This is a genomic window from Bartonella sp. CL100XZDX (assembly GCF_042195375.1).
Classification (GTDB): Bacteria; Pseudomonadota; Alphaproteobacteria; order Rhizobiales; family Rhizobiaceae; genus Bartonella.
The window spans coordinates 41,620-65,472 of record NZ_JBHIOH010000026.1 but is presented as its reverse complement, the minus strand read 5'-3'; the positions used below and the strand labels follow the sequence as shown (position 1 = coordinate 65,472).

At 35.6% G+C, this 23,853-nt stretch carries 22 protein-coding genes and 4 tRNA genes; 16 read left to right on the top strand and 10 right to left on the bottom strand.

The window, feature by feature from the left end; translation table 11 throughout:
* Window positions 1-36: 36 nt before the first annotated feature.
* From ACFILU_RS02515 to mazG, 3 genes are read left to right on the top strand one after another with little or no spacing between them, the layout of a single operon-like run.
* Window positions 37-1,065: a zinc-binding dehydrogenase gene (locus tag ACFILU_RS02515; protein WP_375654570.1), complete on the top strand. Its 1,029-nt coding sequence runs from the start codon at window positions 37-39 to the stop codon at window positions 1,063-1,065.
* A 6-nt stretch (window positions 1,066-1,071) separates the two neighbouring features.
* The gene (locus ACFILU_RS02510) at window positions 1,072-2,001 is read left to right on the top strand and encodes a lipid A biosynthesis lauroyl acyltransferase (RefSeq protein ID WP_273791402.1); all 930 of its coding nucleotides are present in this window, start codon (window positions 1,072-1,074) and stop codon (window positions 1,999-2,001) included.
* Between the two features lie 33 nt (window positions 2,002-2,034).
* Window positions 2,035-2,850 carry a nucleoside triphosphate pyrophosphohydrolase gene (gene mazG, locus ACFILU_RS02505; protein WP_375674607.1) on the top strand — a complete coding sequence of 272 codons (816 nt, stop codon included), beginning with the start codon at window positions 2,035-2,037 and terminating at the stop codon, window positions 2,848-2,850.
* Window positions 2,851-2,920: 70 nt separating this feature from the next.
* Here mazG and ACFILU_RS02500 read toward each other — a convergent pair whose 3' ends face one another.
* Window positions 2,921-3,286 (bottom strand): iron-sulfur cluster assembly accessory protein, encoded by a 366-nt coding sequence (locus tag ACFILU_RS02500; RefSeq protein WP_273791397.1) that lies wholly within the window; start codon window positions 3,284-3,286, stop codon window positions 2,921-2,923.
* 604 nt (window positions 3,287-3,890) lie between these two features.
* Between ACFILU_RS02500 and ACFILU_RS02495 the strand changes: the two genes are divergently transcribed.
* Window positions 3,891-3,967 (top strand) — tRNA-Pro (locus tag ACFILU_RS02495).
* A 252-nt stretch (window positions 3,968-4,219) separates the two neighbouring features.
* On the opposite strand, the gene ACFILU_RS02490 is transcribed toward ACFILU_RS02495, so the two are convergent.
* On the bottom strand, window positions 4,220-4,687 hold the full coding sequence (locus ACFILU_RS02490) for an Hsp20 family protein (protein WP_273791398.1): 468 nt from the start codon (window positions 4,685-4,687) through the stop codon (window positions 4,220-4,222).
* Between the two features lie 258 nt (window positions 4,688-4,945).
* Here ACFILU_RS02490 and ACFILU_RS02485 point away from each other — a divergent pair, with 258 nt between their 5' ends.
* From ACFILU_RS02485 to ACFILU_RS02475, 3 genes are all read left to right on the top strand, one after another.
* Window positions 4,946-5,863: an alpha/beta hydrolase gene (locus ACFILU_RS02485; protein ID WP_375674605.1), complete on the top strand. Its 918-nt coding sequence runs from the start codon at window positions 4,946-4,948 to the stop codon at window positions 5,861-5,863.
* 847 nt (window positions 5,864-6,710) lie between these two features.
* A complete protein-coding gene (cpdR, locus tag ACFILU_RS02480) occupies window positions 6,711-7,073 on the top strand; it encodes a cell cycle two-component system response regulator CpdR (protein WP_005773448.1) in 363 nt (120 codons plus the stop codon).
* Window positions 7,074-7,170: 97 nt separating this feature from the next.
* A tRNA-Val gene (locus tag ACFILU_RS02475) sits at window positions 7,171-7,245 on the top strand.
* A gap of 1,860 nt (window positions 7,246-9,105) precedes the next feature.
* Here ACFILU_RS02475 and ACFILU_RS02470 read toward each other — a convergent pair.
* From ACFILU_RS02470 to ACFILU_RS02450, 5 genes are all read right to left on the bottom strand, one after another.
* A tRNA-Arg gene (locus tag ACFILU_RS02470) sits at window positions 9,106-9,182 on the bottom strand.
* A 39-nt stretch (window positions 9,183-9,221) separates the two neighbouring features.
* Window positions 9,222-9,527 carry an ETC complex I subunit gene (locus ACFILU_RS02465; protein ID WP_273791168.1) on the bottom strand — a complete coding sequence of 102 codons (306 nt, stop codon included), beginning with the start codon at window positions 9,525-9,527 and terminating at the stop codon, window positions 9,222-9,224.
* A gap of 89 nt (window positions 9,528-9,616) precedes the next feature.
* A tRNA-Pro gene (locus ACFILU_RS02460) sits at window positions 9,617-9,693 on the bottom strand.
* A 710-nt stretch (window positions 9,694-10,403) separates the two neighbouring features.
* On the bottom strand, window positions 10,404-11,093 hold the full coding sequence (gene hdaA, locus ACFILU_RS02455) for a DnaA regulatory inactivator HdaA (RefSeq protein WP_273791169.1): 690 nt from the start codon (window positions 11,091-11,093) through the stop codon (window positions 10,404-10,406).
* Window positions 11,090-12,301 (bottom strand): AI-2E family transporter, encoded by a 1,212-nt coding sequence (locus tag ACFILU_RS02450; protein ID WP_375674603.1) that lies wholly within the window; start codon window positions 12,299-12,301, stop codon window positions 11,090-11,092. Before ACFILU_RS02450 ends, hdaA begins: the two co-directional genes overlap by 4 nt.
* Window positions 12,302-12,459: 158 nt before the next feature.
* Here ACFILU_RS02450 and purM point away from each other — a divergent pair, with 158 nt between their 5' ends.
* On the top strand, window positions 12,460-13,569 hold the full coding sequence (gene purM / locus ACFILU_RS02445; protein ID WP_375674601.1) for a phosphoribosylformylglycinamidine cyclo-ligase: 1,110 nt from the start codon (window positions 12,460-12,462) through the stop codon (window positions 13,567-13,569).
* Window positions 13,566-14,177: a phosphoribosylglycinamide formyltransferase gene (gene purN / locus ACFILU_RS02440; RefSeq protein WP_375674599.1), complete on the top strand. Its 612-nt coding sequence runs from the start codon at window positions 13,566-13,568 to the stop codon at window positions 14,175-14,177. Before purM ends, purN begins: the two co-directional genes overlap by 4 nt.
* A gap of 281 nt (window positions 14,178-14,458) precedes the next feature.
* Here the strand turns inward: purN and ACFILU_RS02435 are convergent, their stop codons facing one another.
* Entirely contained in the window at window positions 14,459-16,993 is a 2,535-nt protein-coding gene (locus ACFILU_RS02435) for a response regulator (RefSeq protein ID WP_375674597.1), read from the bottom strand.
* A gap of 212 nt (window positions 16,994-17,205) precedes the next feature.
* Here ACFILU_RS02435 and ACFILU_RS02430 point away from each other — a divergent pair, with 212 nt between their 5' ends.
* Complete coding sequence (locus ACFILU_RS02430; RefSeq protein WP_375674595.1) at window positions 17,206-17,682, top strand: hypothetical protein; 477 nt, start codon at window positions 17,206-17,208, stop codon at window positions 17,680-17,682.
* A gap of 51 nt (window positions 17,683-17,733) precedes the next feature.
* Here ACFILU_RS02430 and dksA read toward each other — a convergent pair whose 3' ends face one another.
* Window positions 17,734-18,150, bottom strand: coding sequence for an RNA polymerase-binding protein DksA (dksA, locus tag ACFILU_RS02425; RefSeq protein ID WP_015856486.1), 417 nt, complete (start codon window positions 18,148-18,150; stop codon window positions 17,734-17,736).
* 317 nt (window positions 18,151-18,467) lie between these two features.
* Window positions 18,468-19,007: a flavin reductase gene (locus ACFILU_RS02420; RefSeq protein ID WP_273791175.1), complete on the bottom strand. Its 540-nt coding sequence runs from the start codon at window positions 19,005-19,007 to the stop codon at window positions 18,468-18,470.
* Between the two features lie 145 nt (window positions 19,008-19,152).
* On the opposite strand from ACFILU_RS02420, the gene rpe reads away from it, so the two are divergent.
* The 6 genes from rpe (at window position 19,153) to purQ (ending at window position 23,704) form a co-directional block, all read left to right on the top strand.
* Complete coding sequence (gene rpe / locus ACFILU_RS02415; protein ID WP_375674593.1) at window positions 19,153-19,839, top strand: ribulose-phosphate 3-epimerase; 687 nt, start codon at window positions 19,153-19,155, stop codon at window positions 19,837-19,839.
* Entirely contained in the window at window positions 19,839-21,146 is a 1,308-nt protein-coding gene (gene purB, locus ACFILU_RS02410) for an adenylosuccinate lyase (RefSeq protein WP_375606722.1), read from the top strand. The genes rpe and purB overlap by 1 nt, the downstream gene beginning before the upstream one ends.
* Before the next feature lie 68 nt (window positions 21,147-21,214).
* Complete coding sequence (locus ACFILU_RS02405) at window positions 21,215-21,763, top strand: alpha/beta hydrolase (protein ID WP_273791178.1); 549 nt, start codon at window positions 21,215-21,217, stop codon at window positions 21,761-21,763.
* Between the two features lie 173 nt (window positions 21,764-21,936).
* Window positions 21,937-22,701: a phosphoribosylaminoimidazolesuccinocarboxamide synthase gene (gene purC, locus ACFILU_RS02400; RefSeq protein ID WP_273791179.1), complete on the top strand. Its 765-nt coding sequence runs from the start codon at window positions 21,937-21,939 to the stop codon at window positions 22,699-22,701.
* A gap of 80 nt (window positions 22,702-22,781) precedes the next feature.
* Window positions 22,782-23,021: a phosphoribosylformylglycinamidine synthase subunit PurS gene (gene purS, locus ACFILU_RS02395; protein ID WP_375674591.1), complete on the top strand. Its 240-nt coding sequence runs from the start codon at window positions 22,782-22,784 to the stop codon at window positions 23,019-23,021.
* Window positions 23,022-23,032: 11 nt separating this feature from the next.
* Complete coding sequence (purQ, locus tag ACFILU_RS02390) at window positions 23,033-23,704, top strand: phosphoribosylformylglycinamidine synthase subunit PurQ (protein WP_375674589.1); 672 nt, start codon at window positions 23,033-23,035, stop codon at window positions 23,702-23,704.
* Window positions 23,705-23,853 lie beyond the last annotated feature (149 nt).

The window sequence follows — 23,853 nt, the reverse complement described above, 5'->3', positions numbered from 1 at the left end:
AACGCTAACCTAATAATATATTTAAGGGGGATGATAATGCGTGCACTGCAACTCTTCGATGATCGTCGGCTTGAAATCACCAATATTTCCCCGCCATCTTCACCTAGTATAGGTGAAGTAACTGTGCGGATAAAAGCCGTTGCTCTTAATCATATTGATGTATGGGGATGGCGTGGCATGGCTTTTGCGAAAAGAAAAATGCCACTCATCATTGGTGCAGAAGCCTCTGGTGAGGTTATACAAATAGGAGATGGCGTTGAACATCTCCAACTTGGACAGATTGTCTCAATTTATGGTGCACAAACCTGCGGAGTATGCCAAGCTTGTCATGAAGGACGGGATAATCTTTGCAGTCAGGTAAAGGGAGTCTACGGTTTTCACCTTGATGGATTTGCGTGTGAGCTTGTCAATTTGCCAGCACGTTTATTAGTTCCATCACCACCCCAATGTGATGAATTGCAGGCAGCAGTTGCTCCAATTACTTTTGGTACCGTAGAACATATGCTTTTCGATAACGCAAAACTACAAGCAGGAGAAACAATCCTGATACAGGCTGGTGGTTCAGGTATTGGTTCTGCAGCCATTCAACTTGCAAAACACATGGGCTGTACAGTTATCACAACTGTAGGTTCAGATGAAAAAATTGCAAAAGCGCACGCTCTTGGGGCAGATCATGTGATTAATTATCGTAAAGATCGTTTTGAAGGTGTAGTGCGTAAATTAACCCAAAAAAAAGGTGTTGACGTTGTTTTTGAGCATGTTGGTGTAGATACATGGAACGGTTCTCTGTTATGTATGAAAAAAGGAGCACGTTTAGTGACTTGCGGTTCTACCTCTGGTGTTTCAGCACCAATAAATCTCATGCAATTATTCCAGCAACAGCTTAAGATATTCGGTTCATTTGGCTGCCGTATGGAAAATATGAAAAATGCCATGCAAAAAATGGCACAAAAAGCCGTACACCCTGTCATTGATACAATTGTTGGGCTGGATGAAATTGATACAGCTTTAAAACGAATGGAGAGCCGTGATGTTTTTGGTAAAATTATCCTTAAAATCGATTAAATCATGATGAAGCTTTCTCTTAAAAATCTCATATATCGTATTAAAATTATAGCTAAAAAAATATCCTACTTGTTATGGGCATATCTGCTCTTTGGTTCTTTATTTATTCTAAAATGTTTTCCAGCCAAAATGGGAATTTCTTTTTTTGCTTGGTTAGCAAAAAAAATTGGTCCCCTTGTACATCGTCATCAAATCACACTTGCAAACCTTAGGAGTGCATATCCAGAAAAAACAGAGCAAGAACTCCGTGCGATTGCAATAGAAATGTGGGAAAATATAGGACGTTTCCTAGCCGAATATATTTTTCTTGATAAAATTTTTGATTTTGATCCTCATGCAGACGAGCCAGGTTTCATTGAGGTTAAAGGTATTGAAATATTTGAGCGATTAAAAAATGAAAAAAAACCACATATTTTTTTCACCGCACATACTGGAAATTTTGAACTTCTGCCTATTTGTGCACAAAGTTTTGATCTTAATGTTACGGTATTATTTAGACCACCCAATAATCCCTATGTTGCCAAACGAATCCTTAAAGCACGACAAACTTCTATGGGACACCTTGTTCCCTCCAAGGCCGGAGCAGCATGGGCATTAGCAGCCAAATTAGAAGAAGGTGAAAATGTTGGTATGCTCGTTGATCAAAAATTTCGCCGCGGTATCATGGGAACATTTTTTAACAGACCTCTTAAAACAAACCCCTTAATTATAAAACTTGCTCGACAATATGACTGTGATATTTATCCAGCACGTTGTATTCGTTTGCCTAGTGGACGTCATCGTTTAGAGTTATATGAACATGTAGAACTTCCACGTGATGAAAAAAATGATATCGATATAGCTGCTTCTACGCAAAAATTAAATGATATTGTTGAATCTTGGGTCCGTGAATATCCTGGACAATGGATGTGGTTACATAGGCGTTGGGACATCTAACATAAGCTCTATTGCTTACAAAGGAAGTGCAAAATGTTAGCCTCAAAAGATATCAAAGATCTCACAGCAATTATCACTGCATTACGAAACTCTGATAATGGTTGTATCTGGCATAAAAAACAAACTTTTGAATCCCTCATACCCTATATGCTCGAAGAAGTTTACGAAGTCATCGATGCCATTGAACGAAAGAATCGAAAGGATCTCTGTGAAGAACTTGGAGATCTTCTTTTACAAGTTGTCTATAATGCTACCATAGCACAAGAAGAAGGCAGCTTTACTTTTGAAGATGTTGTTTATGCAATCACGGAAAAAATGATTCGACGCCATCCTCATGTTTTTGGAAATGCCGAGCAAAAAAAACGAGGATTTATAAAAGAGGAGTGGGAATATATAAAAAAAAGAGAACAGGTTGAACAAAAAAGAATGTGCGAAGAAAAAAACAACAATTCCTCCACAAGCATACTCGCAAAAGTAAAACAAATCCAGCCAGCAAACCAAGAGGCACTTGCTTTACAAGAAGCAGCAGCTAAAGTAGGTTTTGATTGGCAAAAAAGTGATAAAGTTTTTGAAAAAATAGAAGAAGAACTCGAAGAGCTCAAAGAAGCCATCAAAAATAAACAAAACTCAGAGATAGAAGCAGAGTTTGGAGATCTCTACTTTATACTCCTTAACCTCGCACGCCACTTAGCGATTGATTCACAAAAAGCATTAAAAAAAACGAATATAAAATTTCGAAATCGTTTCGCCTATATTGAAGAAAAGCTATCCACTCAATCTAAAACACTCACTGACGCATCCTTGAATGAAATGGAAGCACTTTGGAAGCAAGCTAAAAATGAACAATAAAAAATAGTAGATTTCTTCTACCTAAAAGAACAAGCCCCTCTAAAATTACTAAATTATAATTTAGCTCAGCTCAATTTGTTTTATATTGATCCTGCGTAGCAGGACGAAGTTCCACCGATTCTCCACACCCGCATGCTGAAACTTGATTAGGATTTTTAAAGATAAAACCAGACCGCAGCGTTGTCACTTCATAATCCATCTGCGTCCCTAATAAAAATAATACCGCATCATGTGCTACAAAAACACGGGCACCATTCACTTCAACAACATCCGCATCTATCCCCTTTTCTTTGACAAGAGTAATTGTATACTCCATCCCTGCACAACCGCCTTTTTTGATACCAACAAGAATACCCTGTGCATCTTTTGCATCCATAATCGCTTTAACACGATCCACTGCTGCTTGCGTCAAATTTATTACCGAAAAACGGCTCATAGTTTACTCTTTTCTTAGTTCAATAGACACTTTGAAAGTTATTCCTCTATAATATTTTATCTGATATTTCAGAAAAAAAAACAAAACATAAATTAAAGCATTCTGACCTTGTTTATTTGGATAAAAATACATACCCGTAAAATGAGATTTGTGATTATATAATCCAGAACTTACAATTTTTTGTCCACATAAAATGCAAAATACCTCATCTATAAAAACTCTAAAAAAACGAAAACTTTTCAAAACCATACATTCACTCCTCTTCTTTTGAAAATCTTTATCTTTTTAGAAAAGTAACGATTAGGTAAGAAAAAAAAATACCTTCCGCACTCATTTGCTCCAATTCATACCCCTAAAGTCACCAATCTTACCCCCTCACAATCTCAAAAGTAATTAAATGTATACATCTATTAACTATAGTGCTAAAAATTTAATGATCACAAAGAATTTTACAAATTCGTTATTTATCTTGAATTAACAACAAAATATTGATGTCCAAAATTTTTACTTTCAAAAGCTCTAAGTGCAAGAGCATTTTAGATTATTCTGTTTATTTTTTCTCTTGCCTTTAAAGAAACAGTCATTTAATCGTTTTACACAAACTCGGAGCGTAGCGCAGCTTGGTAGCGCACTTGACTGGGGGTCAAGGGGTCGTGGGTTCAAATCCCGCCGCTCCGACCATTTTTAAAATGCTATAAAATAAGCTTACTTAAAAAGTGAATTATTATGCATTTCAATTGCACACACATGAACTTTTTCTTCAACATCGAATAATGTGCAATGATATTTTATCATAAATTCGAGATAAGCTGTTTTATTAAAATAAGATTCGTTCTTGGGAAAACACATACGAAACGCGAGACCTTTTGTCTCGCGTTTTTTATTCTTCAGAAAAATTTATAATTATTCGATCTCATATTTTCTAAATTTTCTTTACACGATAATGTCGCTGTTATCATTTTTTGTAATGGATGGTGACATCTGTACAGTTATCTTTTTGGGTTTTAATTCAGCTGGCATTTCCCTTTTAAGCTGAATATGAAGAAGTCCATCTCCAAGTTCTGCCCCAATAACCTTAACATGATCAGCTAAATGAAAACGCCGTTCAAAAGCACGCGAAGCAATACCTCGATAAAGGAATTCTCGCTCTTCATCATCATTTTTAGACTTTCTGTCTCCCTTAACGATCAGCTGGTTACAATGCGTTTCAATATCAATTTCATCTTGAGAAAAACCAGCAACAGCCATAGAAATTCTATAAGAATCTTCAGTTAAACGCTCGATATTATAAGGGGGATAAGAAGAAACTTCGTCTGGTTGTGTTCTAGAATCAAACCAGTTAAAAAGATGATCAAAACCTACTGTGGAACGATAAAATGGTGAAAAATCCACTTGACGCATAATATTGCCCTCCTCTAGAGCGACTATAATTTATAACTAATTCACAAAGTTCCCACATGGCAAACTTACTTGTGAACCTGCGGCCCCATCATGGCAACCGCACTATATTATCTAGTAATCGTTTTTCTTTATTTCAACTCTTTGGGACCTAAATTGATAAAAACTATCTAAAAAGCAATATACCCCTTTTAAAATCCTTTTTCTTCATTACATAAGTGTCAAAGCACTAAGCAGCAAATACACTGTAAAGGATTTCAATTGGAAACACCTCTTTATCCCATAGACTGGGGGGCCACTCCTCTTAATGTCCATCATGGTACTCTTAAAATAGCAATAGATCATGAAATTCGTTTTGCTATAACATATCCTGAGGTGGAAAAATCTAAGGGAACAATTGTTATTCTCAAAAGCTACGCAAATGCTTTAGAAAAATATTTTTTATTAATAAATGAAATTTCTAAACGCGGTTTTCATACAGCAATATTTGACTGGTTTGATCAAGAAAAAACATCCCTCAAGATAAGAAAACAAAACAGACATCATTATTTTGATATAAATAACGATATTAATGACTTATATAAATTTCTTAAAAATATTGTTTATCCTAATTGTCTGCCACCTTACTCTATGCTTGCCTACGGCATAGGTGGATTGATAGCACTTAGCGGATTAGATCTCATTAATCATCAGTTTAATAGATTGCTCTGTGTTTCTCCCCTTTTTGCTCCATTCGGCAATAAAACAAATGGTTTTCAACATAAATTAACACAATTTCTTTCTGATATAGGTCTTGGCTTTATACCAGCGAAAGATGGTATAAAATTAAACAAAACAAAACAAAAACATATACAATTGGGACACATACATAAAGTGCCGCTCTCTTCCATTAAGCCCCCAACATCCCAATGGATAGCATCAGTATTTAATGCGATTGATTCTGTGAAGAGAAATGTACTTCATGGAGATTTACGAATCCCAACACTCTTTATTCTTGCCAATCAAAATAATATTGCAAACAACATTGAAGTGCAGCAATTATGCCAACACACACGTCTGACAGAAAGTATTACTATTACAGGCGCTGAACTGGATACAATTATGGCTAACGAAGATTATAAAAAGCAATTTTGGGCTGCATTTGATGCATTTATTCCCGATAATATATCTGTAAAATAACACTAAACCTTAATTTCCGCTCTGCCCCATCAAAAAAGAATTTTTCTACGAGCATCGGATCTACAGACACTTTTTAATATAATGGGTTTTACTTTCCAACCACTCATATGATTCGTTTTCTAGCCTCTACAGACAAGCCATGACCTAAATATTCACCATGCATTCTAATAAAAAAACTAATATACAAAGTATATCATTACATTAAAAAATATTATTTTATATCATAAAAAAAATAACTTAATAAAAAACTATTTATATAAATAAAAAATAATAAATCTATCTTAATATAACATGATACATATTTATAAATAAAGCATCAAAATACTATTTTTGATTTGTTATAAAATGCTCATTTAATATTATATCTAGAAAAATAATATTTTTCATCTATTTAAGGAAAAAAAACTGGAAATAAAGCGCATTTATAATATTTATTACAAATCTCTATAAAAACAAATAACTATAAAATTTCTATTTCTTAGGAGAACTTTTTAAAAACAATAAATTAACATAATATTCTTTTAATTTCTCGATATAGAAAGTCCCTACAATAATGGTTTTCATAAGTTTTTTAATGGAATTCTGATAATAATCAGCAAATTTAAAAGAAAAGATAGCAATGAATCATCTTAGAAGTTTTAGAGCCCCCCTGCTTTTTTCAAAATCACATATATTTCGAATTTAACCAACTCACAACGAATATGCTGTATTCTGAATAAGAATGTAAGAATTAACCATTTTGCCATTCATTTCAATTATGAGCATTTTACCATCTTTTTTCTAAATACTCTATATTGTATAATTGATGCGGCAAAACTCTGACAAATGGAGCCATTGGAACATAATCATGAAACGAATCCTGCTCGCAGAAGATGATAACGATATGCGTCGCTTTCTCGTAAAAGCCTTAGAACGTGCAGGCTACGAAGTCGCCGATTTCGATAATGGTATTAGCGCATATGAACGTTTACAAGAAGAGCCATTTTCCCTTCTCCTGACTGATATTGTGATGCCAGAGATGGACGGAATCGAACTTGCACGACGTGCTACTGAGATTGACCCTGATTTACGAGTAATGTTCATTACAGGTTTTGCAGCAGTAGCACTCAATTCAAATAGTGATGCCCCTCCTGATGCAAAGGTTCTCTCTAAGCCATTTCACTTACGTGAACTCGTCAATGAAGTTGAAAAGATCCTTATCGCTGCTTAAAAAGTATTTTTTAAAGTTATTTGCATCTGTTGAGAGAGAAAATGAAATTAGGCATTGACGTTTGGCATTCTATATGGTGTATGCAACATCAATGAATGGGCGTGTAGCTCAGCGGGAGAGCACTACGTTGACATCGTAGGGGTCACAGGTTCAATCCCTGTCACGCCCACCATTGCATTTTATATCAACAATAACTTATTGGTTTTCCAAGTGTTTTTTGCTATGAGGGATACCTTAATAAAGTTAAGGGAATAGGATTTTCTAACATTTCTCTACAACAGTAGCATTTTCTTTTCTTTGCGCTTCGCTAATCATCTCTAATAATGTTTTGAATGCTTCTAAATCCTCTTGTGAAAAATCCTCTAACGTTCTAAAAAACATGCCAACAGCTTCACGCCTCAACGGATCAGAAGTCTTGATTGTAAAACTTTTGCGACAAGCATAGGCTTCTGTTCTAAAAAATATTGTTTATTTCCTGATCTATCCCCTGTTTTTCTTAATTCTTTCATGTCTATTGGTATACACTTGTTGTCCAAACAGTTAGATATAACCACAGTCACTTCGATAGATATAAAACACTTAACCTTAGAGCTGTATTTTGAGTTTACCAATTACAGATTATAATAAAATATTAAAAATAGTAAAAAAACACGATAAAAGCAAATTTTTTCATTCTAAAAATACATTGATTTATAATCATGTTTTATTGTTTGCCATGTTGAATGAGAAATCCGAATATCGTAATGTTTTCTCATTTCAAACCTAATTTATATTGAATCAAACAAAACCGTCTCTCTTACACGTCATAAGAGGAATTAGTATTAAGTAAAAATTGTATAAAAAAGCACAAAAATGCCGATAAATGCCTTAAGTGCTAAGATCTATTGCAACATCGGAGGCTGACAAATAGGCAAAGTATATGATAGCGTCAGCTTATTTCTTCATAAGTGTAAAGATGATGGAGCTCAATGGATTTACCATTGTACCATTCACGAGCGCCAGCGTAAAGTGAGCTTTAAGAGATATCTCTTAAAACAAAGCCTGTAAAATGGCATTCTCCTCACACTATATTCTTATTGAAATAATGATCACCTTGAACCGTGTGAGTTTAGATCTTCAGATCTCATCTGTATAACATTTTAATGTGATTGTTATCCAATATTAAAATACTTCTAACATGATGTACAAACTATAAAGAAATAAGAAGAAACATTTGAAAATGTAAATATGAAATCTAAAAATTTAACTCTAAGATATAATCTATCTTCATTCATATAAATACACAGTATACATTCTTAAACCTATAAGACTAAGAAAACCTAAACATTGATGAAACCTATAACCCTACCTGAGAAACAGTGACAATCATGTTAAATCAAATTGTCCGCAAGTGTCTCTCATTGAAAAAAACAATATCTTATCTGGACGGCACATATAACAACTTTTTATACGAAAAAACCATAAAGAAGTAATTCGTTATGAATCACAGCTTCCAAGACAAGAAGATATTCCCCACCTCTTGTGCCGTCTGTAAATTCTCATCATAAACAGTTCTAAATCGAATCCATCATGCCTTGTATCTAATCAAAATCGATCTTACCAAAGATCATGCTGAAAAACGTAATAATATTATTCATAAAAAATAAAAAAAAATCACAATAGATGTTTTTTGGCAATTTCACCAGCATTAGCCGCAATGCTTAAATCTAATCTAAGAAATAAAATATTCATTTTCAGAAAGATGAAAAGAAGCTCGTAAAAAAGAGTTTTTGCAATCTGTTTCCTAAAGCATGTGATATAGTAGCAACACGCGGCAAGAATATGCAATGCTAAAGTTTCAGCAATCAAAAGCAATTTTGACTGAAAAAAGAGAAAACAGCATCATTTTATACTAAAACAGTCAACAGAAAACGTTTAGCAACAAAATCAACCAAAAAACATCAAAAAGGTTCGGGAGTTTACAGAAAAATAAGCTAATAGAATAAAAGGAAAACTCTCTAACTTTTTATAGCCTATTAATATCATTTAAACATGGTGATCCCGACAGGATTCGAACCTGTGACCCACGGCTTAGAAGGCCGTTGCTCTATCCAGCTGAGCTACGGGACCCAACTGATTATTTTCTCAATTCAAAATAGCATCTTTAATTCAATGTGTCCAAGAATGCTGCCGATCACTGCGAAAATTATCAGAATAAGAAATAGCACGTCGAATCGACGTATGTTTCTTTTCTACACGGTAAGAGATAGCATTCTTACGCGCAAAAGCAATCGCTTCTTCCTTCCTATTAAATCGGATTCTTACCTGATTATTCATATCAGACGTTGCCGTGTACCCCATAAGAGGTTCAAGCATTTTCGCTTTCACCGGCTCATACTCTAGAATCCAAAAACCTGTATTCCCCTTACCTGACTGCATAGCTGTCTTAGCAGGACTATAAATACGTGCGATCATGCCTTTTTCCTTCAGATTACACAACGCTTGAATGATAGTCTCTCACCACACGTACCCAATTGGGTCATTCTCACACACTCAATCAAATATGGTCGGAGCGATAGGATTCGAACCTACGACCCCCTGATCCCAAATCAGGTGCGCTACCAGGCTGCGCTACGCTCCGCCATTTACATTTACTTGATGCACATTTCCTAAAATTTTCACAACAGAAGTGCAAGAGAAAAACACACTTTTTTTTAATTTTGTTGCATTTCTTTACAAAAAAGCACATTTTTAAATCTTTTTCCCTATTCAATAACAGATTTATTAACAAGTAGTAGAAAATAACCTCCGTAGAAAATCCAATCTATATTAAAAAAGAATGAATTTCTCTATAAGGACTTCATAATTCTTGTCCTGTTTTAAGCAAGCTCTCACTGTATCAAAACGCATTCCACAGATACAATTTTAGAAAAAAACGACTTAAATATCATAGAAAAACTTTCCCAAAGAGCACATAAGCCAAAAAATTAAGCTGTATTAAGCTTTTTCCTCTCTTTTTCTATCTTCCCAAAGACGCTTTTATTAAAAATTCTAGAATCTTCTACAATCCAAATCCATAAACAACAAACATTTTTTCAAAGCACAAAGATTTTATTATAAATAAAATAAAGCGCTCTTTTTAGAAAAATTTTCAAATGCGAAGATGGAAAGAATTCAACATCATACAATAAAATCTCAAAGCTATTTAAAATAAACACATGATAAAAGTAAAAAATATTATTTTTTACTTTTATATAGATATCCAAAAAGGAGAAAATTTAAATGACTTGTCTTTCCACGTATTGAAACGATAGTAGAAGGACAGAATAAGTAAGCCATGATAAGGAGTATTTACGGATTTCTTCTATTCAAAACTTCAGCAATAACAGAACGTGTTATTTTTCTTTTTCTTTGTAATGCCAACTGATCAACAGAATCAATAACACGCTTCAATGAAAATAAAGAACGTTCACAACGACTTACAAGATAATAAACCGTATCTGGATGTACAATAAGTTGCCTATCTGAAAAAAGCTTAAATGCAACAGCTGTTAACAATGCATCATCAGGCTGATTAATTTCAACGAACATTACCGAATTAAGACGACTTTTTAGATCATTTAACATTAAATTCCAAGCGGAAGGAAGTGTTCGTGCCGTCATCAATAAAGTAGCTTGTCGTGCATCAAGATTTGCTTGCTTAATACTGTTAATTAAATGAAAAAGTTCTGTCTCATTGATTTCACCTGCATCAATATCCTCTATTAAAAATGATCTGCCTAAAGAAGCCATAGTAATAGCCTGATCAATTTCATTGTGCTGAATCCTGAAAGCATCTGCTTTTTGGAGCCATATATTAGAAAAGTGCGTTTTTCCAGAGCCTTCTTTACCAACCAAAACTGCAATAGGTAAGCTCCAATTGGGCCAGTGATCAATAAGCTGAAAAGCCATACGATTGCTTTCCGTTACCACTAAATCCTCAAATTGAAAAATCGGATCATAGGGAAAATTTAAAGATAATTGCGTTTCACGCCCATTCATTCTAGCGGCTCCGAATTTCCGCTTCTCGAATACATCTGAGAACTCAGATAAGTATGAAGAGCAAAACGAACTAAAACGCCAACAGCCGCTGCCGCAGGAATAGCAACAAGCATACCAGTAAAACCAAAGAGTGAAGAAAAAGCAAAAAGTGAAAACATCAACCATACGGGATGTAATCCCACTGATGAACCTACAAGCTTGGGTTGAAGGATATAACCTTCAATAAACTGACCAATTAAAAAAAGTGCCATCACAACGATGATTCCCCCCCAATTATTGGGATAAAACTGGACCCATGCAATACCAACAGAAAGGACCAAGCCACTCATTGTGCCGATATAAGGAACAAAGCTAATAAGACCAATAAACATACCAATCAAAAGACTAAAATTGAGTCCTGCAATCGTTAAACCAATAGCATAATAGCCTCCCAATATGAGACAAACTGTTCCTTGTCCACGAACAAAGCCTGCAATAGCTCTATCCATTTCATGAAAAATACTACGAACAGTTTCAAGATGATCACGCGGTATTAACGAATCGATTGCTGTTACCATACGTGGCCAATCTAATAACATATAAAATGCCACCACAGGTGCCACAACAAATAGGCTAACGATATTAACGATTGATTTTCCTGACTTTAAAAGTGAATTCAAAAGAGACGTAATAAAATCCGAACCTTCTCCCAAAAATCCTTTAATATTATTCCGTAATTCATTTGGATCACTTCCAAAATAGCGCCTTAACCAATCAAAATCATGCTCAACAAAAAAGGTTTGAATACGATTAATGTAAACAGGTAAACCATCACTCATAAATTGCTGTATTTGCCAACTAATAACAGGAATCAAAATAATTAAAGCAGCAACAAAGGTAATAACAATAAATAGGGTGATAAGGACAGTCCCAAACACACGACGAATACCAAATTTTTCAAGTAATTGAACAATGGGATTGAGAAAATAAGCCAACACAATCCCTGCCACAAAAGGAAGCAAAATTGATCCAAAAACAAACATAAAAAGAATGAAAAAAATCAGCGTACCAAGCCAAAAAAAGATTTGTCTTTTCATATTATTCGGCAAAGGTAATTGAGTATACGCTGGCACATAAGTCTTATAACGATCACGAGATGTATTCTCACTCACTTTCTTTCTCATAAGCTGCCAAGAGGACTGTCCGTGATTATCTGATATCTTGCTCATAAAATATCCTAAAAAATTCTTCACAAAAAATTATAAACAACTTCAAAATAAGGTACAAGAAAAGTTGCTTATTTTCTTATCAATATCTCTTGCAGAGAGAACTCTATCATGGCATTGCATAATATCAAAACCTGATTTTCCATTAAAGGAAGGCTCCAATGAGCAATCAAGATCTTACAAATAATAAATCCAAGGCTGGGGATAAATCCAAAGCTGGTCTTACCTACGCAAAAGCCGGTGTAAACATCGATATGGGTAATGCCATGATAGAAAAAATTAAACCCTTTATACGCGCAACAAAACGAGCCGGAACAGATGCAGAAATTGGCGGTTTTGGTGGACTTTTTGATTTAAAAGCAGCAGGCTTTACGGATCCTATCCTAGTAGCAGCCAATGATGGTGTGGGAACAAAATTAAAAATTGCCATTGAAGTAGGTCACCATAACACTGTAGGTATTGATCTTGTAGCTATGTGTGTCAATGATTTACTCGTACAAGGGGCTGAACCTCTCTTTTTTCTGGATTATTTTGCAACTGGAAAGCTTGACCCTGAACAAGGAGCTGCGATTGTTTCCGGTATTGCAGAAGGATGTAAACAAGCCGGTGCTGCTCTTATTGGAGGAGAAACTGCAGAAATGCCAGGAATGTATGCAGAGGGAGATTATGATCTAGCTGGTTTTGCTGTTGGAGCATGCGAACGTAGCAAGCTACTCCCTTCAAAAGATTTGACAGAAGGTGATATTATATTAGGTCTAAGCGCCTCTGGAATTCATTCCAATGGCTTTTCGCTTGTTCGACGAATCATCCAGCAAAATTATCTCAAATGGAATGACCCTGCCCCTTTTTCCCCCGAAAGCAGCCTTGGTATAGCACTTCTTACACCAACACGCATTTATGTAAAATCGCTTCTTCCCATCATGAGAAAATATGAAGGGATTAAAGCTCTTGCTCATATTACGGGTGGAGGTTTTCCTGAAAATATTCCACGTGTCCTTCCATCCTCTCTCTGCGCTGAAGTTAATCTTTCTAACATCAATGTTCCAGCAGTATTTTCATGGATTGCCAAACAAGGTAAAATAGAAGAAACAGAAATGTTAAGAACATTTAATTGTGGTATTGGCATGATCATTATCGTAGCACAGCATGCAGCTGAAACAATTACACAAGCTCTTGAAAGAAAAGGAGAGACTGTAACTCCCCTTGGCATTTTAACAAAATGCCAAGATCAAAATAAAGGAATACTTTATAAAGGGGTACTGCATTTATGAAAAAACAAATCGTCGTTTTCATTTCTGGTAATGGATCCAATATGGTCGCCCTTGCTCAAGCTAGTCAACAAACGGCATATCCTGCTGAAATCGTTGCGGTTATTTGCGATAATCCGCGTGCCAACGGTATTGAAAAAGCGCAAAACCATAACTTACCTATTCATATTGTTGATCGTAAAATTTACAAAACAAAAGAAGAGCATGAAGAAAATATTTTTACAATTTTAAATCAATATAAACCGGATTTTCTCTGCTTTGCAGGGTATATGCGCCTTATCTCACCACGTTTTGTAAAACTTTATGAAGGACGAATTTTAAACATTCATCCTTCTCTTTTGCCTTCATTTAAAGGCTTAAACACACATGAAAAAGCTTTACAAGCAGGTGTAAAAATCACGGGTTGCACTGTTCACCTTGTTACAGAAGACATGGATGCAGGAAAAATCCTTGCCCAAGCAGCCGTTCCAGTCTATCCCCATGATACTGCTGAGTGCTTAGCACAAAGAGTTCTTAAAGCAGAGCATAGACTCTATCCCGAAGCCTTAAAAGCATTTATTGAAGGGAAGAGCAAAATGGTCGATACGCAACAACAGCTTTTATCTTTTTGAGTGTATCAACAATCTATTAATCAGCATATTTCAATGCTTTACACATAGTTTTTGCTCAGTATCTACAATTGAAAATCTCTATGAAATATTGACATAATAGAGTCCATCTCTTCATAAATTTTTGCACAAAATATGTAATTTTTTGAATTTTAGTTCATTTTTAAAATTTTTCTTCTTTATTCAATTCTATGACATTATCATAAGCTCTATTTATCAAAATACTCTCGTATTTCGCCTAAAAAATCTTAAAATACGCAATTTTCTATTGCATAAATTTTTGTTTATGACGAAAGTGTTTCTTTAACTGTTACAGCTAACTGTTTGAGTGTAAAAGGCTTAGATAAAAAACCAAAAACAGCATCTTGTGGAAGATTTTTAGCAAAGGCATCTTTTGCATATCCAGAAACGAAAAGAAATTTGATATCAGGATAGTTTTTACGGACTTCCTTCAATAAAGTGGGCCCATCCATTTCTGGCATCACCACATCGGAAACAATAATATCAACTTCTCCTTTTTGTTCCTCAAGAATAGAGAGTGCTTCCACCCCACTTGCTGCCTCTAAAACCATATATCCTCTCATTTGAAGAGCTCTTACCCCCCCCATTCTGACCGCATCTTCATCTTCAACCAATAAAACAGTCGCAGATCCTGTTAAGTCTATATTTTTATCTTTCTCTTCATCTTTTTCAATCTTTTGAGAAATTTCTCCTTTTATATTGGGGATATAACGGGGAAGAAAAATATGAAATGTTGCTCCTTCACCTTCTTTACTTTCACAATAAATGTACCCACCGCTCTGCTTGATAATTCCATAAACCATTGATAAACCAAGTCCTGTTCCTTTTCCAACTTCTTTTGTTGTAAAAAATGGCTCAAACATTTTTTCTTGTATAGCAGCAGATATACCAGCCCCTGTATCTGAAATAGTCAATTGCACATACTCGCCAATTGCTAAACCAAGATGATTAAATTCAGCACTTTGTTGCTTTGTAATATTGTTTGTCGCAATCGTAACAATACCTCCATCTAACATGGCATCACGCGCATTAATAACCAAATTCATAATAACACGCTGGAAAGATGCTTGATCAACTTCAACGCTCCACAAATCTCTTCCATGGATAATTTTTAACTGAATATTATTCCCCAAAAGTGGTAAAATAAGATTGCGGATATCTGATAAAAATTCAGTAAAATCAACTTCTTCAGGTCGAAGTGTTTGCTTTCTAGAAAAAGCTAATAATTGCTGTACAAGAGCAGCTGCTCGATTAGCATTATTTTTAATATTGATCAGATCAGCATGAGCAGGATCAGAACTACGATGCGTATTTAAAAGAAGATCACACGACATTAAAATTGCTGTTAAAACATTATTAAAATCATGAGCAATGCCGCCAGCCAATTGTCCTACAGCTTGCATCTTCTGACTTTGCATCATTTTGTCTTCAAGTGTTTTTTGTTCGGTTGTTTCAATGACAGAGATAATAAGCAAATCTTGCAATGCATCACCATGATAAGGCGGTACAGACATAATATGGAGTCGTAAATGGCATTCTTCATTTTTTTCTAAAACAGTTTCTAGAGAAACAAAATAATTTTTATTTGTCGCAATTCTCTGAAAAGAACGCTCTAACTGCACACAATCACGACGAGAAATAACATCATAAAAATTGACAGCTTTGTCCATACATCCCGTGAGTGATGAAAAAGCTTTATTCATATGAATCAATTGCCCTGCATGATCCACCACGGCTATTGCAAAAGGACTCGCATCAAAATATTCTCCTAATATACTGGGTAATTTTAATTGATCGTCCTCTTCTTTTTGTATTTGTTGTGGAATGATCACAATACGATAAATGGCCTCCTCTTCTAAGAGAGAAGAAACAGATATAAGACAATGGAATATTTTCTCACAAGTCGTGTGTGAATTTAAACATAACGAAAACCTATAAGGTAAAGAGTAACCTGAACTTTGATATCTGTTGGTTTGCCAACAGATATCACTCCATGAGCTCTTAGCGCCAACGCTATCAAATAACGAATCAAAATTATATTGACCAATTGAGAAATTCGCTAAATCAATTGAAAACCATTCGGCAAAAATCGCATTGGCATAAAGAATAGTTCCATGTCTATTAACTGATACAAAACCAATAGGGGCTTGATCCAAGTGATTGATAGCCTCTTGAAGGTTCGAGAAAAAAACTTCTCGCGTTTGTTGTAAATGCGAAATATCAGTAATACGCCAAAATAAAAGCTTTTTTTTCTGTTTTGTGATAGGCTGCACGGAAATGTTATACCAAACAGATTTTTTTGGTGTAGAATCAGTAAAAATTGGTTGTTCTACTCTCAATTCCTCTTGCGCTGCAAGATTATTACAGGCAGCAACCTTTAAGCGATACGAGAGTGCACCTGCTCCTGGAAGATCAGCAATAACCATATAACAAGACACTTCAGGCTTATAGGTCAGAATTTTTTGATAGTTTTGATTAGAATAATAAACAAAACCAGAAAGATCAGAGATTACAATTGCATCATCGCTCCTATTAAAAATGCTAAAATCAAAATCTTCATGCGACCACACATGATATCTTAAAATGCCCATTCCACACAAAACGAGTGTTGCAACACCGATAATTGCTAGAATCAAAAAAGATATTGATATCGCCTTTTGCAAATAGCTTTGTGGATAAAAAAAACCTAAAATACCCACAATGAAAAGAAAAACTAATATAAAAACAACACCAAAAATCACAACTCTTCGATGAACAGAAGACACTGATCTTTTATTATTATCAAAACCTTTATCCATCTCTCATTGCCTTAGATTTAGCTGTTTCTTATATCACAAAACTTCCTTTATATTCATTGTTATAAAGTATATACTATGATATTATCTTTCTAAGAAAGCTCACTTAATGTTAAAAATTTTATTTCTTGTATTTAAGTGAGCCTTTTAAGGGTATATTTATAAATTTATCTCGATAAAAAACGATATTTTCACACAAAAATGGGAGAAAATCTATGTATATCTGGTTATCAGAGCAAATAGGTGTATCTGCTGCGAAAATAACGATAAGCTCTTTGTTTTTTATAATAACAATCACAGCTATTACCATAATTATCTTGTTTTTACGTCGTTTAAGTACGAGAAGATTCAGCATTAATAGAAAAAAAAGTCTATCACGATTAGCATTATGTGAAGTAATTTCTATAGATCGAGCACGCCGCCTTGTTTTAGTCCGTTGCGATAATAAAGAACATTTGCTCCTTATTGGCGGATTAACAGATGTGGTTGTAGAATCCGATATTACAGGTACATCTAAAATACAAAAGAGAGAAAAACACACACATCTAAATTCCGCCCCTACAGAAAGAAACAACATATCGGATAAAAATCCCTCTCCTTTTACGAATCAAGCGGTAAAAGATTCAGCAATCACCGCCGAAATTGAGGGGCGGCAAGAACCATCTTTATTCATTCCTACTCCTCAAAAATAAAAATACACAATTTTATCACCACGAATTTCGTTTTTTATCATTTCAATGACCTTAATCATCGCGATAAACTCTTTCACGTCGTTCGTGACGTTCTTGCGCTTCCAATGACAAAACGGCTATCGGCCGAGCCTCAAGACGCTTTATACTAATGGGCTCGCCGGTTTCTTCACAAAAACCGTATGTCCCATTATCAATGCGCTCTAAAGCAGCATCTATTTTTGAAATAAGTTTCCTCTGACGATCACGAGCACGTAATTCGATTGTACGATCAGTTTCACAAGAAGCCCGATCAGTCAAATCGGGTTGACCAACATTCTCTTCCTGCAAATTTTCCAAAGTCTCACGAGCTTCTTTTAATATATCATTCTTCCAAGAAACCAGTTTAGCACGAAAATACGCCTTTTGCCGCTCATTCATAAAAGGCTCATCTTCACTAGGGCGATATTGACCATCAATCTCTTCGCTCATGCAATAAAAAACCTCCACATATGCTATGTGCGGTCTATATATTGTGCAATACCCATCAACACAAGAGTAAAATGTCTTTTCATAACAATTGACGAATATGTCTAAATGCACTGTTTAGGTTTAATCGCTTTTTATGTAGATTGGATTCTTGATCAAATCTCATCCAGAATCATTTTTCTCGCTTATTGAAAAACTTTAAAAAGAAGGAAATCTAATATCAGATATCAGAGCCATCCCTCCCCTACTCCCTCATTCATTGTTTAAAGTCTAAATGAAGCAACAATAAATCATTTCATCAATGCAAAAAAATAAAATCTTTATAAAGGCAAAGTGTGATATTCACGTTTCAAATACATCAAAGCATCTTTTTCTTGATTACAGTTAATTGCAACAACCTCACCAATCAAAACACAATGGGTTGCGTGCTCATGCCAACAAATCAAACGACAATCAAACGATGCTAGAGCGTCTGAAAGACTAGGCGCCCCCGTTTGCAAAGCTCCCCATTGAGCAACATCAAAACGCTCATTTTGTGTAGAATTGCAACGCCTCGAAAAAACATCCGCTAATGAACGATGCTTTCCTGCCAAGCTATTAACACAAAAATTTCCATTCTCCATAAACACCTGATTCTTTAAATTATGGCGCATGAGACAAACAAGAAGGGTTGGAGGATCATCAGATAAAGAACAACACGCCGAAACAGTCACCCCGCGTCTTCCCTTAATACCATTTGTTGTCACAATATGCACAGCTCCTGCAAAAAGACTCATGGCATCTCGATATTCTTGGGAAGAAACCGCGATAGTATGTTTATGTTGAAGTTCAGGCATCAAATATGTTTTATGATTCGACATATCTTTCACTTATAAAGCTTTAAAATTTCAAGCGATCTTTCCATAAAAAGATCTATAATACATATTTTTTCTTTTCCGTCATAACACAAAAGATATTTGTGTATACACAGCGATATGATAAAAACTGCCAATCAAGGAGATTTTAATGCCCCATTCTCATCTCATTTCGCCTTCTCTCTTGGCTTCTGATTTTTCTAAACTTGGACAAGAAATGTTAGATGTTGTTGATGCTGGTGCAGATTGGCTTCATCTTGATATTATGGATGGGCACTTTGTTCCTAACATCACCTTTGGTCCTGAAATAGTCAAGGCTCTACGCCCATTAACAAAAGCAATATTTGATGTCCACCTGATGATCGCACCAGTAGACCCTTATTTGGAAGCTTTTGCAAAAGCGGGTTCAGATATTATAACCATTCATGCTGAAGCAAGTCCACATCTTCATCGTTCATTACAAATAATCAAAAAAATGGGAAAAAAAGCAGGAATCGCACTCAATCCAAGCACCCCTGAACATGTACTTGAATATTTGCTTGATCAATTAGATCTCATTCTCATCATGACAGTCAATCCCGGTTTTGGTGGACAAAGTTTTATTCCAGAAATAAAAGATAAAATTAAGCGCGTTAAAAGCATGATTGCAAACCGCCCTATTGATCTTGAAGTTGATGGTGGTATCACCGTTGATACAATTGGGATAGCAGCAAAAGCTGGTGCAAATGTATTTGTCGCAGGCTCTGCAATTTATAAAGATGGAAATAAAGAGCTTTACAGAACACGTATTAATGCATTGCGCCAAGCCGCAATCCTCTCACAACAAGGAAAAAAATGATGATCGCACGTTATTCCCGCCCTGCAATGGTAACAATTTGGTCTCCCGAAACAAAATATCGTATTTGGTTTGAAATTGAAGCCCATGCCTGTGATGCCCTTGCTCACTTAGGGATTATTCCGAAAGAAGCCGCCAAAGTCATTTGGGAAAAAGGGGCAGCAGCTAAATTTGATGTCAATCGCATTGATGAAATTGAAGCAATTACCAAACATGATGTTATCGCATTTCTAACCCACCTAGCTGAATTCATTGGACCAGAGGCACGTTTTATCCACCAAGGCATGACATCATCTGATGTTCTCGATACAACGCTGAACATTCAATTGATGCGTGCGAGTGATATTTTGCTAGAGGATATAGATCAACTTCTTGAAGCATTAAAAAGACGTGCTTTTGAGCATAAAGAGACAATCACCATTGGGCGGAGTCATGGCATTCATGCTGAACCGACAACATTTGGAATCAAGTTTGCTCTTGCATACGCTGAATTTTCCCGTTGTCGCAAACGTCTTCTTGCAGCACGAGAAGAAATTTCTACTTGCGCGATTTCAGGAGCCGTAGGAACTTTTGCAAATATCGATCCACGCGTTGAAGAACATGTAGCAAAAGCCTTGAGGATGCGTGCTGAACCAGTTTCCACCCAAGTAATACCAAGAGATCGTCATGCTATGTTTTTTGCAACACTTGGTGTTATTGCTTCCTCTATTGAAAGGCTAGCGATAGAAATACGCCATTTACAACGAACAGAAGTTCTTGAAGCAGAAGAACATTTCTCACCTGGGCAAAAAGGTTCATCGGCAATGCCTCATAAACGTAATCCAGTTTTAACAGAAAATTTAACTGGATTAGCCCGTATGGTACGTGCATTTGCACTCCCAGCCATGGAAAATGTAGCTCTTTGGCATGAACGTGATATTTCCCATTCATCTGTTGAGCGTTATATTGCTCCAGATGCGACTATTACACTTGATTTTGCTCTTTCTCGCCTCACATCTGTCATTGAAAATCTCATTGTCTATCCAGAAAATATGCAAAAAAATCTCAATAAATTCCGCGGTCTTGTTCACTCACAACGGGTTCTTTTAGCCCTCACACAAGCAGGGATTAGTCGTGAAGATTCTTATCGAATTGTACAACGAAATGCGATGAAAGTTTGGGAACAAGGAAAAGATTTTTTAGAAGAACTCCTCAACGACAAAGATGTTACTAAAGCTTTAAGTGAAGAAGAACTTCGCGAAAAATTTGATCTTTCTTACCACACCAAACATATCAATACGATTTTTAAACGTGTTTTTGAAGAACAATAAAGCGACATAGAAAACCAAAATCCATTCCACCTATGATCAAAAATCTGTTGTAACAAAGAAAACAATTCATGAAAGCAAATCAACTCGATATTCTTATTGTTCCTGGCTACAAAGGATCTGGTCCAGATCATTGGCAAACACGCTGGGAAAAAAAATTGTCGACAGCCCGCCGCATTGAACAACTCCATTGGTCAAAGCCTGTTTGTGAAGAGTGGGTTAACAAAGTTAAAACCGCCATCGCGAAAGCTCAAAGGCCTGTTATGCTTATTGCTCATTCATTAGGAGTTCCCAGTGTTATTCATGCAACTGTACAAAATACAGAAAAAATTTGTGGCGCATTCTTTGTTGCACCTCCAGATGTCGCCAATGAAAAAATACGTCCCAAACATTTAATGACATTTGGCCCCTATCATCGCCAAAAGCTTCCTTTTCCTTCTATTGTCATAGCCAGTCGCAACGATGAGTTTTGTCAATTTTCAGTAGCAGAAAAAATTGCCAATGATTGGGGATCACTCTTTGTTGATGCTGGGTATTCTGGCCATATTAACGCAGAATCCGGACACGGACCTTGGCCTGAAGGGCTTATGGTCCTCTCTCACTTTCTTGCAAAAATTTGATCCAAAAGAGGTGATCTTCTTTCTCATCGCTTATGTATCTTCACCTTTGGGTAAACGTGTAATGATAAAAATTATAAAAGTATCATAGCAATATCATTGAGAAATTCTATCAATTAGGATAGTATCATTTATCAATGTTATTAAAAACCTCTCAAGATAAATAGAGAATCATGATGAATCGTCGCCACCGTATTTATGAAGGCAAGGCTAAAATTTTATATGAAGGACCTGAACCAGGGACTTATATTCAATTTTTTAAAGATGATGCAACTGCCTTTAATGCAAAAAAACATGAAATTATCGACGGAAAGGGGGTTTTAAACAACCGAATTTCGGAACATATTTTTAGCCATCTTGGACGTTTGGGCATCCCAACACATTTTATCAAACGTATAAACATGCGCGAACAGCTTATTAAAGCGGTGGAAATCATTCCGTTGGAAGTTGTTGTGCGCAATGTTGCTGCTGGCTCTCTTGCTAAGCGTTTGGGACTGGAAGAAGGAACCCCGCTTCCGCAATCCATCATTGAATTCTACTATAAAAATGATTCTCTCGATGATCCTATGGTAACGGAAGAACATATCACAGCTTTTGGGTGGGCTGTCCCACAAGAGATAGAAGATATCATGCAACTTTCAATTCGTATTAATGATTTTCTTTCTGGGCTTTTTGCCGGTGTTAACATACAATTAATTGATTTTAAAATGGAATTTGGTCGCCTGTGGGAAGATGAAACGATGCGCATTGTTCTTGCTGATGAAATCTCTCCTGATTCTGCACGACTATGGGATATGCACACACAAGAAAAAATGGATAAAGACCGTTTTCGTCGTGATATGGGTGGGCTTATTAATGCCTATCAAGAAGTTGCCAAACGTCTTGGTATTATGAATGAAAATGAACCAACACGACCAAGTGGTCCCGTTCTCGTAAAGTAAAAACAAGGTAAAAAAACATCACCTTATATAAATACCCCTCTTTCAAAGGAGAGGTTCTTTAAAAAAGCAGGAAGCAAAAAATGAAAGCACGCATTACAGTTACTTTAAGAGAAAGCGTTCTTGATCCACAAGGAGAAGCAATTGTCGGTGCTTTAAAAAGTTTAGCTTTCGAAGGCATTCAATCCATTCGTCAAGGAAAGGTTTTTGATATTGTTCTTGATGAACTACCTTCTGAAACCGCAAAGAAAAAACTTGAACAAATGTGTGAAGAGTTACTCGCAAATACTGTCATTGAAAATTATACAATAAAACTTTTTTAAGTGAAACGCTCATGAAAACTGCCATCATTCAACTTCCTGGATTAAATCGTGATCGAGATATGGTTGCAGCATTACATCATATAACGGGAGTTGAGCCACTAAAAATTTGGCAAACAGAAACAACAATTCCAGATGTAGATGTTATTATTATTCCTGGTGGTTTTTCCTATGGCGACTACTTAAGATGTGGTGCGATTGGAGCGCGAACTCCCATCTTAAAAGCCATTCGTGAAAAAGCACAAGAAGGTACGACAATTATAGGTATCTGTAATGGTTTTCAAATTTTGTTGGAAGCAGGATTATTACCCGGTACTTTAATGCGTAACGCTTCTTTAAAGTTTGTTTGTCGTGAAATCAAACTTGAAGTCGTCAACGCCAAGACAAAATTTTCTCGATATTATTCTAAAGGACAAATTATTCGTTGTCCTGTTGCCCATCATGACGGAAATTATTTTGTTGATAGTGAAACATTGAAACAAATGGAAGACAATAAACAAATTGTTTTTCGCTATGCAGAAAATACAAACCCGAACGGCTCAATGAAAGATATTGCTGGTATTGTTAATAAAGCTGGTAATATTCTTGGTATGATGCCCCATCCTGAAAACTTTATTGAACCCGCCCATGGAGGTACTGACGGTCGTTTACTTTTTCAAAGTGCTTTAGAGTTAGTAAATGGATAATGCTGCAAAAATACTCGCGCTCCATAATTTAAAAAAACAAGAATTTATACCATTTCTCGCATCGTAAATCTATAAACAAAGCTCTTCACAAACAACAATGGATATTATTTTCTAAACACATAATTATTTAAGACCATTTTTAGTCTTAA

Excerpts from the sequence above, each read along its gene's own strand:
- ACFILU_RS02515 (WP_375654570.1), top strand. The coding sequence starts at position 37 with ATGCGTGCACTGCAACTCTTCGATGATCGTCGGCTTGAAATCACCAAT.
- ACFILU_RS02510 (WP_273791402.1), top strand. The coding sequence starts at position 1,072 with ATGAAGCTTTCTCTTAAAAATCTCATATATCGTATTAAAATTATAGCT.
- mazG (WP_375674607.1), top strand. The coding sequence starts at position 2,035 with ATGTTAGCCTCAAAAGATATCAAAGATCTCACAGCAATTATCACTGCA.
- ACFILU_RS02500 (WP_273791397.1), bottom strand. The coding sequence starts at position 3,286 with ATGAGCCGTTTTTCGGTAATAAATTTGACGCAAGCAGCAGTGGATCGT.
- ACFILU_RS02490 (WP_273791398.1), bottom strand. The coding sequence starts at position 4,687 with ATGCGTCAAGTGGATTTTTCACCATTTTATCGTTCCACAGTAGGTTTT.
- cpdR (WP_005773448.1), top strand. The coding sequence starts at position 6,711 with ATGAAACGAATCCTGCTCGCAGAAGATGATAACGATATGCGTCGCTTT.
- ACFILU_RS02465 (WP_273791168.1), bottom strand. The coding sequence starts at position 9,527 with ATGATCGCACGTATTTATAGTCCTGCTAAGACAGCTATGCAGTCAGGT.
- hdaA (WP_273791169.1), bottom strand. The coding sequence starts at position 11,093 with ATGAATGGGCGTGAAACGCAATTATCTTTAAATTTTCCCTATGATCCG.
- ACFILU_RS02450 (WP_375674603.1), bottom strand. The coding sequence starts at position 12,301 with ATGAGCAAGATATCAGATAATCACGGACAGTCCTCTTGGCAGCTTATG.
- purM (WP_375674601.1), top strand. The coding sequence starts at position 12,460 with ATGAGCAATCAAGATCTTACAAATAATAAATCCAAGGCTGGGGATAAA.
- purN (WP_375674599.1), top strand. The coding sequence starts at position 13,566 with ATGAAAAAACAAATCGTCGTTTTCATTTCTGGTAATGGATCCAATATG.
- ACFILU_RS02435 (WP_375674597.1), bottom strand. The coding sequence starts at position 16,993 with ATGGATAAAGGTTTTGATAATAATAAAAGATCAGTGTCTTCTGTTCAT.
- ACFILU_RS02430 (WP_375674595.1), top strand. The coding sequence starts at position 17,206 with ATGTATATCTGGTTATCAGAGCAAATAGGTGTATCTGCTGCGAAAATA.
- dksA (WP_015856486.1), bottom strand. The coding sequence starts at position 18,150 with ATGAGCGAAGAGATTGATGGTCAATATCGCCCTAGTGAAGATGAGCCT.
- ACFILU_RS02420 (WP_273791175.1), bottom strand. The coding sequence starts at position 19,007 with ATGTCGAATCATAAAACATATTTGATGCCTGAACTTCAACATAAACAT.
- rpe (WP_375674593.1), top strand. The coding sequence starts at position 19,153 with ATGCCCCATTCTCATCTCATTTCGCCTTCTCTCTTGGCTTCTGATTTT.
- purB (WP_375606722.1), top strand. The coding sequence starts at position 19,839 with ATGATCGCACGTTATTCCCGCCCTGCAATGGTAACAATTTGGTCTCCC.
- ACFILU_RS02405 (WP_273791178.1), top strand. The coding sequence starts at position 21,215 with ATGAAAGCAAATCAACTCGATATTCTTATTGTTCCTGGCTACAAAGGA.
- purC (WP_273791179.1), top strand. The coding sequence starts at position 21,937 with ATGAATCGTCGCCACCGTATTTATGAAGGCAAGGCTAAAATTTTATAT.
- purS (WP_375674591.1), top strand. The coding sequence starts at position 22,782 with ATGAAAGCACGCATTACAGTTACTTTAAGAGAAAGCGTTCTTGATCCA.
- purQ (WP_375674589.1), top strand. The coding sequence starts at position 23,033 with ATGAAAACTGCCATCATTCAACTTCCTGGATTAAATCGTGATCGAGAT.